Raw genomic sequence first — 15,339 nt, 5'->3', positions numbered from 1 at the left:
TGCGGTGCCGCTTTGCCCGTTCCATACGAAGAACGAGCGCGTCGCACAACAGCACATGGAGGGGTGACGGCCGAACGGGTGGCCGGCCGTATGCTCGCGCCATGTCTGACGTTCTTGAGCTGGTCGAAGCCCGGTTGCGGACCGCCCTGGGCGAGCCGGACGCGCGCGCCGCCGTCACCTTCCTCGGGACCGACCGTATCGAGGTCCTCCGCTTCGTGGACAGCGGGGTGGTCCGTTACGCCACGCTCGGGATGTCCGCGCAGCCCATGGCCGACCCCACGACCGTGGTGGCCGACCCGCTCCGCGGTCCGCGGGCCGAACTCCTGCTGTCCGTACGGGGCGGTCTCGCCGACACCGACAAGGTGCTCCGGCCGCTCGCCGTGCTCGCCGCGTCCCCGCAGGTCGAGGGGGTGGTCGTGGCGCCCGGCGCCTCGCTGGACGTGGGGGATCCGCTGTGGCCGGGTGCGACGTTCACCTCGGTGCTGGTCGCGGCGCCCGGTGGTCTCGTCGAGGATCTCGAACTGGACGAGCCGAGGGAGCCGGTCCGCTTTCTGCCGCTGCTGCCGATGACGCCCAACGAGGCGGCCTGGAAGCGGGTGCACGGCGCCGAGGCCCTGGAGAAGCGCTGGCTGGAGCACGGCACGGATCTGCGCGATCCGCTGCGCCCGGGCGTCCCGCTCGACTGATCCGCGCGCTGCCGGCAGCAGTACGCCCCGTCGGCCCTCCGGAAGGGAGAGCCGACGGGGCGTCAGTTTGCCTGTTGGTCCGGGCGGGTTGCTGCGGCCCGGTGTGCCTCACCGGGCGAAGGCGGTGACCCCGTCCTCCGTCGCGTGCCGCGGTGCCTGCTCCTCGGCCCCGATGGTCAGCGCCCGGCGCCGGACGGCGACGATGCCGGCGCCGAGCACCGCCGCGACGGCCGCGACCACGAAGGGGAGATGGATGGGAGACCTGGCTGTTGGTGGCATGCAGGCCGCGGGCGATCGAGGGGAGGATCGGGTCGACGAGGCCGATGCCCATGAAGGCCACGACCGAGGCCCCCGCCGTGGCCCAGACGGCCTTCGGCTGGCGGAGCAAGGAGGTGCCGCCCTCCTCGAACGGATCGTCCGCGCCGCCGTGGCCGCCGTTCTTCGTGCCGCTCATGCTGCGGTTCCCCTTCCTGTTGCCGGTTGCCCATCCCTGGTCCGCGGCGGCCCGGTACGGCCCGCCGAGATCGTTGACGTTTACACACAATAAGTTAGGCGATCTAAAGAGTGCAAGCTGCAACTAGTTCTGCGGCGGGGGCGGACGGACCTCGGGATGCGGTCAAATGCGCGCCGGCGTAAGTGATTCGGGGCACACCGGTGGGGTGATCGTCCTTGACGCGGCGGCGGGGCTGGAGGACCGTTGGTCCCTATGAGGGGCGAACCCAGTTGCCCGAAGTGCGGAGGCCGGGTAAGGGCGCCCGGTCTCTTCTCCGACACCTGGCAGTGCGCCCTGCACGGCACCGTGCATCCGCTCCAGCCGGTCGTCCCGCCGAGCGTCGAGGCGCTCGGCGTTGTCGTGCACCGCGCCCAGGTGCCCGTATGGATGCCCTGGCCGCTCCCGGTCGGCTGGCTGTTCACCGGGGTGGCCTGCGCCGGTGACGACCGCAGCGGCGGGCGGGCGACCGCGGTGGCCTGTACGGGCCCCGGACCGCTCGGCGGCCCCGGCGAACTGCTGCTGATCGCCGAGGAGCTGGGCGTCGGACTCGGCGCGCGCTACGCCGGTATCGACGGCCCCGACCCCGGCCCGCACCTCTGCGTCGACAAGCACCCGCACGGCAAGGTGCTCGCCGCCGGCCGCCCGACCCCGCTGTGGCACCTCGACGACGCGCCCCCGGACCGTGCGGTGTTCGCGGGCGAGGCGCGCGGGCTGTGGCTGTGGGCGATCGCCTGGCCCGAGCAGTCGGGGCTGATGATGTACGACGAGCTGGTGCTGACCGACCTGCGCGAGGCGGGCGCCGAGGTGGATCTGCTGCCGTGCGGGGCGCTCTCGCCGCGGATCCTGGGCTGACGGCTGACGGCTGACGGCTGACGGCTGACGGCTGACGGCTGACGGCTGACGGCTGACCGCCGGGTGCCGGGTGCCGGGTGCCGGGTTCTCGGGCGGGGCGCTGCCGCCGTCCGCCGGGGCCGGGTGCCGTCCGGCCGCCCGGTATCCTTCTGAGGTCCCCTTACGGTGTACCTGTCCCCGGTGTTTCGCCGGGCCCCGTCCCCGTCCGTCCCGCAGCAGTCTGGAGTCCGTGTCGTGCGTATCGATCTGCACACCCACTCCACGGCCTCCGACGGTACGGACACCCCCGCCGAGCTGGTGCGCAACGCCGCGGCGGCCGGGCTGGACGTCGTCGCGCTGACCGACCACGACACCGTCGGCGGCCACACCGAGGCGCGGGCGGCGCTGCCCGCGGGACTGACGCTGATCACCGGCGCCGAACTCTCCTGCCGGCTCGACGGGGTGAGCCTCCATATGCTCGCCTACCTCTTCGACCCCGAGGAGCCCGAGCTCGCCCGCGAGCGGGAGCTGGTGCGGGACGACCGGGTGCCGCGGGCCCAGGGCATGGTCGCCAAGCTGCGGGACCTCGGGGTGCCGGTCACCTGGGAGCAGGTCGCCCGGATCGCCGGGGACGGCGCCGTGGGACGGCCGCATATCGCCACCGCCCTCGTCGACCTGGGCGTGGTGCCCTCCGTCTCCGACGCCTTCACCTCCGAGTGGCTCGCCAACGACGGCCGGGCGTACGTGGAGAAGCACGAGCTCGACCCGTTCGACGCGATCCGGCTGGTCAAGGCGGCGGGCGGGGTCACCGTCTTCGCGCATCCGCTGGCCGTCAAGCGCGGCAGCTGCGTACCGGAGAGCGCGATCGCCGAACTCGCCGCGGCCGGCCTCGACGGCATCGAGGTCGACCACATGGACCACGACACCCCGACCCGCGCGCGGCTGCGCGGGATGGCCGCCGACCTCGGCCTGCTGGCCACCGGCTCCAGTGACTACCACGGCAGCCGTAAGACCTGTCGCCTCGGCGAATACACCACCGACCCCGAGATCTACGGCGAGATCGTGCGCCGCGCGACCGGCGCCTTCCCCGTTCCCGGCACCGGCGGCTGACCCCGCCGCGGCCGCTGCCGCACCCCCGTGCCCCGGTCCGCCGGACCGTCCCCACCGGGCCGTTTCCCGTCCGGGCGAGGTGCACGCCCCTGCCTGCCCGCCGCCCCACCACCCCCTCCTTACGGGCCCGCGCCCACCGCGCCGGCCCGTGGTTCCGCCCGTACCACCTCTCGCAAGGCCTTCACCGTGTTCGACATCGCCGTCTTCAGTACTCTCTTCGTCACCCTGTTCGTGATCATGGATCCGCCGGGGATCACCCCGATCTTCCTGGCCCTGACCTCCGGCCGGCCGGCCAAGGTGCAGCGCCGGATGGCCTGGCAGGCCGCCGCCGTCGCCTTCTGCGTCATCGCCCTCTTCGGCCTCTTCGGCCGGCAGATCCTGGGGCGGCTGCACATCTCCACGCCCGCGCTGATGATCGCGGGCGGTCTGCTGCTCCTGCTGGTCGCGCTGGACCTGCTGACCGGGAAGTCGGAGGAGCCGACCCAGACCAAGGACGTCAATGTGGCGCTGGTGCCGCTGGGGATGCCGCTGCTGGCCGGGCCCGGGGCGATCGTGTCGGTGATCCTCGCGGTGCAGCACGCCCACGGTGCCGCCGCGCAGATCTCCGTCTGGGCGGCGATCGCGGCGATCCATGTGGTGCTGTATCTGGTGATGCGGTTCTCGCTGGTGATCATCCGCGTGATCAAGGACGGTGGCGTGGTCCTGGTCACGCGGCTGGCGGGCATGATGCTCTCCGCGCTCGCCGTGCAGCAGATCATCAACGGCGTTCTCCAGGTGATCCAGGCGGCCGCCTGACGCCGCGCACTGCCGTGAAACGCGCGACGCCCCCGTACGGCCTGTGCGTACGGGGGCGTTCGTGCGGGTGCGGCCGATCGGCGGCCGGCTGCCGGTCCGGCGCGTTACCGGGCGGCGGAAAAGGTGTTAACGGACGGCGGTGTCGGCCGGGCGGATATAGATGCGCTGGCCGGTTGAGGCGGCCTGCTGCACGATCCGGTTGACGGAGGCGGCGTCCACGACGGTGCTGTCCACGGCGGTGCCGTCGACATCGTCCAGGCGCATGATCTCGAAGCGCATACGGCTTCTCCCTTCGTCTGATCCTCCTGCGGAGAACTCCTTTGAGTCGGCGCTGCCCGGCGTCGCTGCCGGGCGCTCCATACAGAGAGAACATCCTCCCCGGTGCAATCATTCCCTACGCTAAAGAAAAATTTCGACGGTCTAAGTACGCCTGGCGGAGAACGGTTGTGCCCGCAGAGTGACGGCCCGGACAATGGGTCCGGTATGAATGACGTCCAGCCCACGGGCCCCACCGACCTCACCGCTCTCGCCGCCGGGATCGAGCGCACCAATGAGCTGCTCACCCGGGTGCTCGCCGAGGTCGCCACCACCCCGTCCACCCACGCGGCCTTCGTGGACGCGGGCTATGTCTACGCCGCCGCGGGACGGCTGGTCGCCGGCACGGAGGACCGCAAGGCCTTCGACCTGGACGCGGAAGGGCTCATCGAGGCCTTCATTGACAAGGCCCGGATGATCTTCCCGGACAGCCGGCTGCTGCGCGTGTACTGGTACGACGGTGCCCGCCGCCGGATCCACACCCAGGAGCAGCAGCGGATCGCCGAGCTGCCCGACGTGAAGGTCCGGCTCGGCAATCTCAACGCCAACAATCAGCAGAAGGGCGTCGACTCCCTGATCCGTTCGGACCTGGAGTCGCTGGCCCGGCACCGGGCGATCAGCGACGCGGTGCTGATCGGCGGCGACGAGGACCTGGTCTCGGCGGTCGAGGCGGCCCAGGGCTACGGCGCGCGGGTGCACCTGTGGGGCATCGAAGCCTCCGGCGGCCGCAATCAGGCCGAGCCGCTGCTGTGGGAGGTCGACAGCACCCGCACCTTCGACCTGGAGTTCTGCAAGCCGTACGTCACCCGGCGGGCCGGTGTCGAGTGCGCCGACCAGACGGTGGGCGAGGGGCCGGCGCCCAGCCGTGAGGACGTGCGCTTCGTCGGCGCGCAGGTCGCCGCCCAGTGGCTGTCGGAACGCGGCCGCGAGTGGGTGGCCGGACTGCTCCCCGGTCACCCGTATCTGCCCGGTGCCGTCGACCAGGAACTCCTGACCGCCTCGGAGGCACTGCTGCGGCACTCCCTGCGCGGCCATGCCGATCTGCGCCGTGTGCTGCGCGACGGCTTCTGGGATCACGTGCAGGGGCAGTATTAGCGGACGTTCCGGGGCGCGTCCCTGCGGTGCCCGGCCGGAGCGGGGCGGGATCAGGCCCGCGCGAGCAGCTCCGCGAGGCGGTCGAAGAAGCCCGACCAGCCCGCCTCCGCCTGGCGGTACTGCTCGGAGGTGAGATTGCCCCCGAGCTGACGGAAGGCCATCTCCGTGCGGTCCCCGAGGTCGGTCAGGGTGACCCGGACGATCTCGCCCTCGATACCGTCCGGCGCGGTCGCGTCCTTGAGGGTGAACTCCAGCCGCTCCGGCGGGACGACCTCGCGGTAGACCCCGGAGAACGGCAGCTCGCCGCCGTCCGGGGTCCGCATCACCAGGCTCCAGATCCCGCCGGGCCGGGGATCCATCGTCATCCGGTCGGCCGGCACCGGCAGCTCCCCGCCGAACCAGTACCCGAAGTGCTCCGGCCTGGTCCACGCCTCGAAGACCAGCTCACGGCGGGCATCGAAGGTCCGGGTGAGCGCGATGCCGTGCGGGCCGCCTTCGGTGTCGTCCGGTGTCGCCGGATTCTCGGTCATGGGGGAGCCCTTCGTACGAAGCCGGTGCGGGCCGGGCGCCGGTGCCGGCCCGCCTCCCTCGATGCTCGCCCAACCACCGGGCGCTGTCCTGGCGACACCGTCCGCTCGGCCCACCCGGACCGGCGGCGGCGCGGGCGGCCCGGCCCTCAGCCCACCCCGCTCCAGAACCCCGCCAGTGCCTCGGCCGTCTTCTCCGGACGCTCGGCGTTGGGGGAGTGCTCGGCGCCCTCGATGACGGTGCGCCGGGCGGACAGCCGCTCGGCCATCGCGTCCATCCACGCCACCGGCCAGGCATAGTCGACGGCTCCGGAGACCACATGGGTGGCCAGCCCCGTACGGGCCAGCTCCGCCACCCGGTCGGGCTCCTCCAGCATCTGCCGGCCGGTCGCGATCAGCTGCTCGGGCACGGTGTTCAGCCAACGACGGTGCAGGAACGCGCCGATCTCCGGCGGGGTCGCCGCGTCCGCCGCCTCCGGGGGATCCAGTTCGCGCATCGCCCGCCAGACGCTCTCCATGTCGAGCCGGCCGAGCGCGTCGATCAGCATCCGCACCCGGGCCTGCTGGGACGCCTCGATGGCCGCGGGCCCGGAGCTGAGCACGGTCAGCGAGCGGAACGGGGACGCGTCCAGCAGCACCGCGGCCCGGGTGATCAGCCCGCCCAGGGAGTGCCCCAGCAGATGGACCGGCCCGCTGTCCGGCTCCCGCACGGCCCGCGCCTGCGCCAGCACATCGAGCGCCAACTCCCGTTGTGCGTAAGCCTGTTCCTCGCGCGGCCCGGGGGATTCGTGCTGGCCGCGGCCGTCCACCGCGACCGCCCGGAACCCGGCCGCTGCGAGGGGTTCCAGCAAGGCGACGAAGTCCTCCTTGCTGCCGGTGAATCCGGGCACCAACAGGGCGGTCCCGATCGGTGCGGCCTCGGGCCGGGCGTCCTGCACGGCGAACGAGCCGCGCTCGGTGTCGAGTCGGTACGCACGGGCGCACGGGGGCAGTGTGAGGGTGGGCGGCCTGCTCATGAGGTGAGGTTATCCGGGCCGGGCGGCAAAACGGGGGCGGGACGCCGACGACCCGGCACCCGCGCGGGGCGGGTCCGGGTCGTCGGCGTGAAGGAGGGTCAGCCCTCGGGCGTGGCCTCGGCCGCGGTGGCCTTGGCGCGGGTGCGGCGGCGCACCGGCTTGGCCTCGGCGGCCTCCGCCGCGTCCGCGGCCGGCTTGGCGGCGGCGCTCTTGCGCGTCCGCTTCGGCTTGGCCGGGGCGTCCTCGGCGGCCGGGGCGTCCGCCGTGGCCTTCGCGGCGGCGGTCTTCCGGGTGCGCTTCGGCTTGGCCGGTGCGGCCTCGGTGCCCTCGGCGGTGTCCACCGCGGCCTCGGCGGCCTTGGCAGCAGCGGTCTTACGGGTCCGCTTCGGCTTGGCGGGAGCCTCCACGGCGCCCTCGGCCGCGTCCACCGTGGCCTCGGCGGCCTTGGCAGCAGCGGTCTTACGGGTCCGCTTCGGCTTGGCCGGCGCGTCCACCACGGTGTCCGCGGCCACGGTCTCCGTCACCGCTGCCGGTGCCGTCTCCACGGCGGCCTTGGCGGCGCTGCGGGTACGGCGGCGCGGCTTGGCCGGCGCCTCGACGGGCTCCGTGACGGCCGCGGCGGCCGCCGAGCGCTCCGCGGCGAGCGCCCGGGCGGCGGTCTCGACGGTCTGGAAGCTCTCGGTCTCCACCGGGCGGACGACCCGGGCACGGCGGCGGCGCGGCGCGGTGGCCTCGGCCGGAGCCTCGGTCACCACGGCGGCCTCGGCCACCTTGGCGGCGGACTTGGTCGCCCTGCCGGCGGGCTTGGTCGCCACGGCGGGGGCCTCGGTCACCACGGGGGCGGGCTCGGCCGCCTCGGCGACGGTGGCCGCGGCCTCGGTGACCGGCGCCGTCACGGCACCGGACTGACCCGAGCGGGTACGGCGACGCCGGCGCGGCTGCCGCGGTCCGGCGGCGTCCGTGCCCTCGGAGCCCTTGGTGCCCTCGGCGGCGGGCGACCCGGTCGCCTGCGTCGTCGCGTCGGCCGGGCCGTCCAGTGCGGAGCCGCCACGGGTGCGGCGGCGCTGCCGCGGGGTACGGGTGCGTGCGGGGCGCTCCTCCTCGACGACGGCGCCCTTACGGGGACCACGGCCCCGGCCGCCGGTCTCGCCCAGGTCCTCGACCTCTTCCGCGGCCAGCCCGGCCCGGGTGCGCTCGGCGCGCGGCAGCACGCCCTTGGTGCCCTCGGGGATGTTCAGCTGCGCGTAGAGATGCGGCGAGGTGGAGTAGGTCTCCTCCGGCTCGTCGAACGCCAGGTCCAGCGCCTTGTTGATCAGCTTCCAGCGCGGGATGTCGTCCCAGTCGACGAGGGTGACCGCGGTGCCCTTGGCACCCGCCCGGCCCGTACGGCCGATGCGGTGCAGATAGGTCTTCTCGTCCTCGGGCGACTGGTAGTTGATGACATGGGTCACACCCTCGACGTCGATGCCGCGGGCGGCGACGTCGGTGCAGACCAGGACATCGACCTTGCCGTTGCGGAAGGCGCGCAGCGCCTGCTCACGGGCGCCCTGGCCGAGGTCGCCGTGCACCGCGCCGGAGGCGAAGCCGCGGCGCGCGAGCTGGTCGGCGATATCGGCGGCGGTCCGCTTCGTACGGCAGAACACCATCGCCAGGCCCCGGCCCTCGGCCTGGAGGATGCGGGCGACCATCTCCGGCTTGTCCATGGAGTGCGCGCGGAAGACGTGCTGGGTGGTGTTGCGGACGGTCTGGCCCTCGTCGTCCGGCGCGGTGGCGCGGATGTGCGTGGGCTGCGACATGTAGCGGCGGGCCAGGGAGATGACCTGGCCGGGCATGGTCGCGGAGAACAGCATCGTCTGCCGCTTGACCGGCAGCAGCTGGATGATCTTCTCGACGTCGGGCAGGAAGCCCAGGTCGAGCATCTCGTCGGCCTCGTCCAGCACCAGGCTCTTGACCTGGGAGAGGTTGAGCTTGCGCTGGCCGGCGAGGTCGAGCAGCCGGCCGGGCGTGCCGACGACCACGTCGACGCCCTTCTTCAGCGCCTCGACCTGCGGCTCGTAGGCACGGCCGCCGTAAATGGCCAGCACCCGGACATTGCGCACCTTGCCGGCGGTGAGCAGATCGTTGGTGACCTGCTGGCACAGCTCGCGGGTGGGCACGACCACCAGGGCCTGCGGGGCCTCGGTCAGCTGCTCGGGCTGTGCGCGGCCCGCCTCGACGTCCGCGGGGACCGTGACGCGCTCGAGGAGCGGCAGGCCGAAGCCCAGGGTCTTACCCGTGCCGGTCTTGGCCTGGCCGATGACGTCGTTGCCGGAGAGGGCGACGGGGAGCGTCAGCTCCTGGATGGGAAAGGGGGAGATGATGCCGACGGCTTCCAGCGCCTCGGCCGTCTCGGGGAAAATCCCGAGGTCTCGAAATGTAGACAGAATCTTGCCTCTTCTGTGAGACGCGGCGTGAGGCGGCGAAGGGGGTCGTACCGCACCTTCGTACGGGTTCGTACGGGCCGGCCTGAGGCGGCCGGTGGGGCGGGACCACTGCCAACGCTCAGGCACTCCTGCCGCGAGCGGTGTCCCTCCTGCTGTGCGTATGTCTGCTACGCGCCGCAAAAGAGGGCGGTCGGTTTGGAGCCGATCGGGCCACCGACCGGGCATCCGCTTCGTGGAACGACCCACCGATACTCGGCAGGTCCAAATACCACTGTACCCCGGATATGGCGCGCCCATCCGAAGGCTTGTATGAGTGAGGAATACATCACGGCCAGGTCCGGCGCCCGAGCGTCCGCTACGACCGTCGTTCGTACGAGGGAACGGCAGTGGCTGACCAGGGCCTTCCCCGAACCGCCGAGCGGGCTATTGTGCCGGTCATGGGAACGCCTGACAACGCCGCGGCTGACGCGCAAGAACACACCGGGATCGCCGCCCAGGACTGGGCTCAGGCATCCGCCGACCCGCAGTACCGGGCCGCCGTGATCGATCTGCTCGGCGCGCTCGCCTACGGTGAGCTGTCCGCCTTCGAGCGCCTGGCGGAGGACGCCAAGCTCGCGCCGACGATGGACGACAAGGCCGAACTGGCCAAGATGGCCTCGGCAGAGTTCCACCACTTCGAGCGGCTGCGGGAGCGGCTGGCACAGATCGAGGCGGAGCCGAACGAGGCGATGGAGCCGTTCGCCGCCGCGCTGGACGAGTTCCACCGCCAGACCGCGCCGTCGGACTGGCTGGAGGGCCTGGTCAAGGCCTATGTGGGCGACTCGATCGCCAGTGACTTCTACCGCGAGGTCGCGGCCCGCCTGGACTCCGACACCCGTGGCCTGGTGCTGGCCGTGCTGGACGACACCGGGCATGCCACGTTCGCCGTGGAGAAGGTGCGCGCGGCCATCGAGGCCGAGCCGCGGGTCGGCGGTCGGCTGGCCCTGTGGGCGCGCCGGCTGATGGGCGAGGCGCTCTCGCAGGCGCAGCGGGTGGTCGCGGACCGCGACGCGCTCTCCACGATGCTGGTGGGCGGGGTCGCCGACGGCTTCGACCTGGCCGAGGTGGGCCGGATGTTCTCGCGGATCACCGAGGCGCACACCAAGCGGATGGCGGCGCTGGGCCTCGCGGCCTGACGTTCTGTCGGGGCGCCGGGCGGTTCAGGCCGTCCGGTGCCCCTTCAGCGCCGGGGCCGGCCGCCGAAGGCGCCGGTGCGGCGGGCGCACCAGGACCGACAGCAGTGCCGCCCCCACGGCGACCGACGCGAACATCACCTGGACGGGATACCCCGGGCCGAGGATCGCGCGGGTCAGCACGGCGCCGAGCAGCGCCGCGACCGGGCCCGTCGCGAGCGTGAGGGTGCGTGCGGGAAAGCGGTCGGGCAGCCATCGCGTCGCGGACAGGGCGATGACAAAGCCGATGAGCAGGGCACCGAGCGCTTCCCAGATCATGCTGTTCCCTCCCGCGTGACGACGCCGACCGGACGAACAAATCGGTCGTAGGCGGTCGTACCCAGGGGGCACCGGCAGCAACCCTCCCCGCCCCGGTCCGCTGCCTGATCAGCCCAGCCGAACCGACTCGAACGGTCTGATCTGCGCAAATACGGCGCGCGGGGGCCGGGAGCGGCGCCGCGGAGGCCGCGGTTCCGGCCTCCCCCGCCCCCTCCCCCTCTCCCCCTTCGGGGGAGGGGGCGGGGGGTGGGTTCGGGGGTGGGGGGAGCCGCGGCCGAACCCGGAAGCGGGGGAGCCGCGGCCGAGCCCGGAAGCGACACGGAAAAAGCGGCGGCCCGGAGGGGGAATCCTCCGGGCCGCCGCCCTTGTCACCTTGTGGGCGCCGCGGCCGGCGCCCCGTGCTCAGAGCGCGCCGAAACCGACCTTGCGGGCGGTGGGCTCGCCGATCTCCACATAGGCCAGCCGGTCCGCCGGGACCAGGACCTTGCGACCGTGGTCGTCCACCAGGCTCAGCAGCTGTGACTTGCCGCCCAGCGCGTCGGACACGGCGCTCTCGACCTCTTCGGCAGACTGCCCGCTCTCCAGAATGATCTCGCGGGGCGCGTGCTGCACGCCGATCTTGACCTCCACGGCTTTTGTCCCTCCGACGGTCTGGGGGTCCCCAGCGTCAGCTGGGGGAGGATGCGCGATGATCCGCGCCGTACGCAGCACACATTAGCCCGGTACGGGGACGCACAGGACGCCATGGGCCACGCCCGCAGCGAACAGGGCCGGCGCGTGCACGGTGCCCGTGCGGGCACAGGGTCAGTGCGGCTCGCTGCCCTGGAGCGGGAAGCCGGCGATGCCCTTCCACGCGAGCGACGTCAGCAGCTGCACCGCGGTGTCCCGCGGGACCTTGCTCTCCGAGGACAGCCAGTAGCGCGCCACCACCTGGGAAACCCCGCCCAGGCCGACGGCCAGCAGCATCGACTCGTCCTGCGACAGCCCGGTGTCCTCGGCGATCACCGCGCTTATGGCCTCGGCGCACTCCAGCGACACCTTGTCCACCCGCTCACGGACCGCCGGGTCATTGGTGAGGTCCGACTCGAACACCAGCCGGAAGGCGCCGCCCGGGTCCTCCACATACGCGAAGTAGGCGTCCATCGTCGCCGCGACCCGCTGCTTGTTGTCGGTCGTCGACGCCAGCGCCGCGCGCACCGACTGGAGCAGGGACTCGCAGTGCTGGTCGAGCAGGGCGAGGTAGAGCTCCAGCTTGCCCGGGAAGTGCTGGTAGAGCACCGGCTTGCTGACGCCCGCCCGCTCGGCGATGTCGTCCATCGCGGCCGCGTGGTAGCCCTGCGCGACAAAGACTTCCTGGGCGGCGCCCAGAAGCTGGTTGCGCCGGGCTCGACGTGGCAGGCGTGTGCCCCGCGGGCGCGTCGCCTCGGTCTGCTCGATGGCGCTCACGCTGCCTCCCAGAAATCGTTCCGTATGCGGCCTGTACAAGATGGTGCACCGCGCCCGCCATCGTACTTTTGGGTAACCCGGCTGTGCGCGGTCCGGGCTGAGAATTTATGCCTGACCCCGGCGCCGGAAGCCGACATAACGCCCCAGGTCATCGGTATTCGTCTTCGTTGAGTTCCACGATGCGGGCCTGTTCGGCGCGATCCGCCTCGTTCGCGGAGTCCGGGTCGACGGTGACCGGCGGCTCATCGCGGTGCGGAGTGACGTCGGCGTACTGCTCCGCCGCGTCCGCTTCCGGTGCCTCGACATCGAACTCGGTGGCGTCGCTCTCGTCCTCGAAAGTGTCCGGGTCTGTCGGGTCGACGCGCATGGTGGCTCCCTTTCTCGCGTGCTCGCTTCGACGGCTGGTGCCTGGCATGACAACAGGGGCCGGGGCGGCTGCCCTCGCCTACGAGCGTAGGAGAGTGGCCGCGGCAGCGCGATGCGGTGTGTGACCGCGGACACACGATCGGGGGCGTGATCGTCTCGTAACATCGACCCATGTCTTCGACCGAGTCGCCGGACACCGCGACCGCCGCCCTCCCGGTGCCCCCGGCCGGCCCCGGCCGGCACGGCGCGGCGGAGACGGTGCACACCGTGACCCTGCCGGGCCTGACGCTGACCGTACGGGCACCCGTCGGATCGCCCGCGCCCCAGGACGGCGGCGCAGCGACCGACACCGGACGGGGCCGCGAGTCCGCGCTCTACGTGCATGGCCTCGGCGGCTCCTCACAGAACTGGTCGGACCTGATGCCGCTGCTCGCCGACCGGGTGGACGGCGAGGCGATCGACCTGCCCGGCTTCGGGCACTCCCCGCCGCCGGACGACGGCAACTACTCCGTCTCCGCGCAGGCCCGCGCGGTCATCCGCTACCTCGACGCGGCCGGGCGCGGCCCCGTCCACCTCATCGGCAACTCCATGGGCGGTGCCGCCGCCACCCGCGTCGCGGCCGTGCGCCCCGATCTCGTCCGCACCCTGACGCTGATCTCCCCGGCGCTGCCCGAGCTGCGCCCGCAGCTGACGGCGGTCCCCACGGCGCTGCTCGCGGTGCCCGGCATCACCGGGCTCTTCGGCCGGCTCACCCAGGACTGGACGCCCGAGCGCCGTACCCGCGAGGTGCTGGCGCTCTGCTACGGCGACCCCGGCCGGGTCAGCCCCGAAGGGTTCAACGCCGCGGTCGACGAATACGCGCGCCGGCTCGAACTTCCCTACTTCTGGGAGGTCATGGAACGCTCGGCACGCGGTCTGGTGAACGCCTACACACTGGGCGGCCAACATAATTTGTGGCGTCAGGCAGAGAGAGTGCTCGCCCCCACCCTTCTCGTCTACGGTGGGCGCGACCGCCTGGTCTCCTTCCGGATGGCGCGGCGGGCGGCCGCGGCGTTCCGCGGTTCGCGACTGCTGACGCTGCCGGAGGCGGGTCATGTGGCGATGATGGAGTACCCGGAGACAGTGGCGCGGGCCGTCCGCGAACTGCTCGACAGTGACCTGACCGATGTGACCGCCGATCCGAGCAGGAGCTGACGCACCCCGTGGGACGCCATAGCCGCCGAGGCCGGCCGGAAGCCGCAACGGACACCCCGGAGACGGCCGGTCCACCCGGCAACGGCCCCTCGGGGGGCACCTCGTCAGGACCGGGCCCCGGGCGCCGCAGACGCGAGCCGCTCGAGGGCAATGTGGTGCGCGGCGGGCACCCCGAACAGCGGGAACCGGGCGGCGGCTGGGGCGAGTTCCCCGGGGCGCCGGCCTCCCCGGCCGCGCCCGGCCGGGGCGCGCCGCGGATTCCCCGGCCGCGGGCGGAGATGCCCGGCGGACCGGCGGTCGCCGCGCCGGGCAGCGGGCCCGGACCGAAGCGCGAGTATGTCGAGGCCTTCGACGCCCGGACGTTCCCGGGCGGGCCGGGAGCCGCGAGCGACCCGGACGACGATGTGTTCCGGGCCGGCGCGCCCCGGAAGGCGGCTCCACGGGCCGGGGCATACGGGCCCGGCGCGGACGGGGCGGTCCCAGGCGGCCGGTACACCGGCCGCTCGGTCGTCTTCGACCGGGAGGCGGACGGCGAGCCCGGCCGGCCGGCCGGTTTCGGCGCGGACGGCACGGCGCCGGGCGGCGCCGGGGACCAGGACCTGGACGGGGAAGGGGAATTCGACGCGGAGGAGTCGCGGCACGGCGTCGTGAAGGGCGGCAAGGGCCGGACCTTCACCGGCGCGGCGGCCGCGGCCGTGACCACCGTGCTCGCCGTGGTCATCGCGGGCCAGGTCACCGAGCAGCACAAGGAGGGCGCCGACCCGCAGCCGCGCAGCGGGAACGACCGTACCGACGGGGTCGGTGACGAGGCCTCCCGGTCGCATGCCAGGCCCACCCAGGACGCCAAGCCCGCCAGTTACGACGAGAAGATGAGCCAGGTCTTCCCGCTGGACGCGAGGCTGACGGCCACCGGCCGCTTCAAGCCGGTCGGCGGTGACGCCAGGGCGCCCGGCCAGGGCAAGGTGCTGCGCTACCGCGTCGATGTCGAGGAGGGGCTGTCGCTGGACGGCGAGCTGTTCGCCGAGGCGGTGCACAAGACCCTCAACGACAGCCGCAGTTGGGCCCACGGCGGGAAGATGGCCTTCCAGCGGGTGGGGTCCGGCGACGCCGATTTCGTGATCACGCTGGCGAGTCCGGGGACCACCGCGGAGTGGTGCGCCAAGTCCGACCTCGACACCCGCGAGGGCAATGTCTCCTGTGACTCCGCGGCGACCGAGCGGGTCATGATCAATGCCTACCGGTGGGCACAGGGCGCCCGGACCTATGGCCACGACAAGATGTACGCCTACCGGCAGATGCTGATCAACCACGAGGTCGGCCACCGCCTCGGGCACAACCACGAGTTCTGCTCCCGGCAGGGCGCGCCGGCCCCGGTGATGATGCAGCAGACCAAGTTCCTGACGACGGACGGGGCGACCTGCCGGCCCAACTCCTGGCCGTTCCCCACCCAGCGGTGACCGGACCCCGGCGCCGGGGAGGGTTCCCGCCCTCACATAGCGCGAAGAAACGCCCTTAGGGGCGGAAAGTTACGTGCTTTCACCCCTTCCGGTGG

Annotated in this window: 17 protein-coding genes and 1 pseudogene; 8 read left to right on the top strand and 10 right to left on the bottom strand. The window is 72.8% G+C overall.

Annotation, left to right across the window (positions count from 1 at the left end; translation table 11 throughout):
• Nucleotides 1-101 precede the first annotated feature (101 nt).
• Nucleotides 102-686 carry a suppressor of fused domain protein gene (locus tag ACZ4XD_RS21720; RefSeq protein WP_468044387.1) on the top strand — a complete coding sequence of 195 codons (585 nt, stop codon included), beginning with the start codon at nt 102-104 and terminating at the stop codon, nt 684-686.
• A 108-nt stretch (nt 687-794) separates the two neighbouring features.
• Here ACZ4XD_RS21720 and ACZ4XD_RS21715 read toward each other — a convergent pair whose 3' ends face one another.
• Together ACZ4XD_RS21715 and ACZ4XD_RS21710 are read right to left on the bottom strand one after the other, a co-directional pair.
• The gene (locus ACZ4XD_RS21715) at nt 795-965 is read right to left on the bottom strand and encodes a hypothetical protein (protein ID WP_468044385.1); all 171 of its coding nucleotides are present in this window, start codon (nt 963-965) and stop codon (nt 795-797) included.
• Nucleotides 943-1,140, bottom strand: a pseudogene (locus tag ACZ4XD_RS21710) (MFS transporter); the annotation flags it as partial. The pseudogene ACZ4XD_RS21710 and the gene ACZ4XD_RS21715, both read right to left, overlap by 23 nt.
• A gap of 252 nt (nt 1,141-1,392) precedes the next feature.
• On the opposite strand from ACZ4XD_RS21710, the gene ACZ4XD_RS21705 reads away from it, so the two are divergent.
• The 3 genes from ACZ4XD_RS21705 to ACZ4XD_RS21695 all read left to right on the top strand — a co-directional run bounded on the left by ACZ4XD_RS21705 (nt 1,393) and on the right by ACZ4XD_RS21695 (nt 3,915).
• Nucleotides 1,393-2,031, top strand: a complete 639-nt coding sequence (locus tag ACZ4XD_RS21705; RefSeq protein ID WP_235468533.1) for a DUF6758 family protein — start codon at nt 1,393-1,395, stop codon at nt 2,029-2,031.
• A gap of 234 nt (nt 2,032-2,265) precedes the next feature.
• Nucleotides 2,266-3,120, top strand: a complete 855-nt coding sequence (locus ACZ4XD_RS21700) for a PHP domain-containing protein (protein ID WP_468044383.1) — start codon at nt 2,266-2,268, stop codon at nt 3,118-3,120.
• 186 nt (nt 3,121-3,306) lie between these two features.
• Nucleotides 3,307-3,915 (top strand): MarC family protein, encoded by a 609-nt coding sequence (locus ACZ4XD_RS21695; protein WP_468044381.1) that lies wholly within the window; start codon nt 3,307-3,309, stop codon nt 3,913-3,915.
• A gap of 126 nt (nt 3,916-4,041) precedes the next feature.
• Here ACZ4XD_RS21695 and ACZ4XD_RS21690 read toward each other — a convergent pair whose 3' ends face one another.
• The gene (locus ACZ4XD_RS21690; RefSeq protein ID WP_085925097.1) at nt 4,042-4,194 is read right to left on the bottom strand and encodes a hypothetical protein; all 153 of its coding nucleotides are present in this window, start codon (nt 4,192-4,194) and stop codon (nt 4,042-4,044) included.
• A 204-nt stretch (nt 4,195-4,398) separates the two neighbouring features.
• Here ACZ4XD_RS21690 and ACZ4XD_RS21685 point away from each other — a divergent pair, with 204 nt between their 5' ends.
• The gene (locus tag ACZ4XD_RS21685; RefSeq protein WP_468044379.1) at nt 4,399-5,325 is read left to right on the top strand and encodes an NYN domain-containing protein; all 927 of its coding nucleotides are present in this window, start codon (nt 4,399-4,401) and stop codon (nt 5,323-5,325) included.
• A gap of 50 nt (nt 5,326-5,375) precedes the next feature.
• Here the strand turns inward: ACZ4XD_RS21685 and ACZ4XD_RS21680 are convergent, their stop codons facing one another.
• From ACZ4XD_RS21680 to ACZ4XD_RS21670, 3 genes are all read right to left on the bottom strand, one after another.
• A complete protein-coding gene (locus ACZ4XD_RS21680; RefSeq protein WP_468044377.1) occupies nt 5,376-5,855 on the bottom strand; it encodes an SRPBCC family protein in 480 nt (159 codons plus the stop codon).
• Between the two features lie 146 nt (nt 5,856-6,001).
• Nucleotides 6,002-6,868 (bottom strand): alpha/beta fold hydrolase, encoded by an 867-nt coding sequence (locus ACZ4XD_RS21675; RefSeq protein ID WP_468044375.1) that lies wholly within the window; start codon nt 6,866-6,868, stop codon nt 6,002-6,004.
• A 98-nt stretch (nt 6,869-6,966) separates the two neighbouring features.
• The gene (locus tag ACZ4XD_RS21670; RefSeq protein WP_468044373.1) at nt 6,967-9,417 is read right to left on the bottom strand and encodes a DEAD/DEAH box helicase; all 2,451 of its coding nucleotides are present in this window, start codon (nt 9,415-9,417) and stop codon (nt 6,967-6,969) included.
• Between the two features lie 311 nt (nt 9,418-9,728).
• Between ACZ4XD_RS21670 and ACZ4XD_RS21665 the strand changes: the two genes are divergently transcribed.
• Nucleotides 9,729-10,466, top strand: coding sequence for a ferritin-like fold-containing protein (locus tag ACZ4XD_RS21665; RefSeq protein WP_042148315.1), 738 nt, complete (start codon nt 9,729-9,731; stop codon nt 10,464-10,466).
• Between the two features lie 24 nt (nt 10,467-10,490).
• Here the strand turns inward: ACZ4XD_RS21665 and ACZ4XD_RS21660 are convergent, their stop codons facing one another.
• From ACZ4XD_RS21660 to ACZ4XD_RS21645, 4 genes are all read right to left on the bottom strand, one after another.
• The gene (locus ACZ4XD_RS21660) at nt 10,491-10,781 is read right to left on the bottom strand and encodes a hypothetical protein (protein WP_468044371.1); all 291 of its coding nucleotides are present in this window, start codon (nt 10,779-10,781) and stop codon (nt 10,491-10,493) included.
• Between the two features lie 402 nt (nt 10,782-11,183).
• On the bottom strand, nt 11,184-11,411 hold the full coding sequence (locus ACZ4XD_RS21655) for a DUF3107 domain-containing protein (protein ID WP_018089430.1): 228 nt from the start codon (nt 11,409-11,411) through the stop codon (nt 11,184-11,186).
• A 174-nt stretch (nt 11,412-11,585) separates the two neighbouring features.
• Complete coding sequence (locus ACZ4XD_RS21650; RefSeq protein ID WP_042148322.1) at nt 11,586-12,227, bottom strand: TetR/AcrR family transcriptional regulator; 642 nt, start codon at nt 12,225-12,227, stop codon at nt 11,586-11,588.
• A 148-nt stretch (nt 12,228-12,375) separates the two neighbouring features.
• Nucleotides 12,376-12,594, bottom strand: a complete 219-nt coding sequence (locus tag ACZ4XD_RS21645; protein WP_042148325.1) for a hypothetical protein — start codon at nt 12,592-12,594, stop codon at nt 12,376-12,378.
• 170 nt (nt 12,595-12,764) lie between these two features.
• Between ACZ4XD_RS21645 and ACZ4XD_RS21640 the strand changes: the two genes are divergently transcribed.
• Nucleotides 12,765-13,787, top strand: coding sequence for an alpha/beta fold hydrolase (locus ACZ4XD_RS21640; protein ID WP_468044368.1), 1,023 nt, complete (start codon nt 12,765-12,767; stop codon nt 13,785-13,787).
• Between the two features lie 152 nt (nt 13,788-13,939).
• Nucleotides 13,940-15,244 carry a DUF3152 domain-containing protein gene (locus ACZ4XD_RS21635; RefSeq protein WP_468044472.1) on the top strand — a complete coding sequence of 435 codons (1,305 nt, stop codon included), beginning with the start codon at nt 13,940-13,942 and terminating at the stop codon, nt 15,242-15,244.
• Nucleotides 15,245-15,339 lie beyond the last annotated feature (95 nt).

It is taken from the genome of Streptomyces sp. NPDC029466 (genome assembly GCF_055574515.1).
Note: the sequence above shows the minus strand (reverse complement) of the source record. Positions and strands in the feature narration are given on the sequence as shown.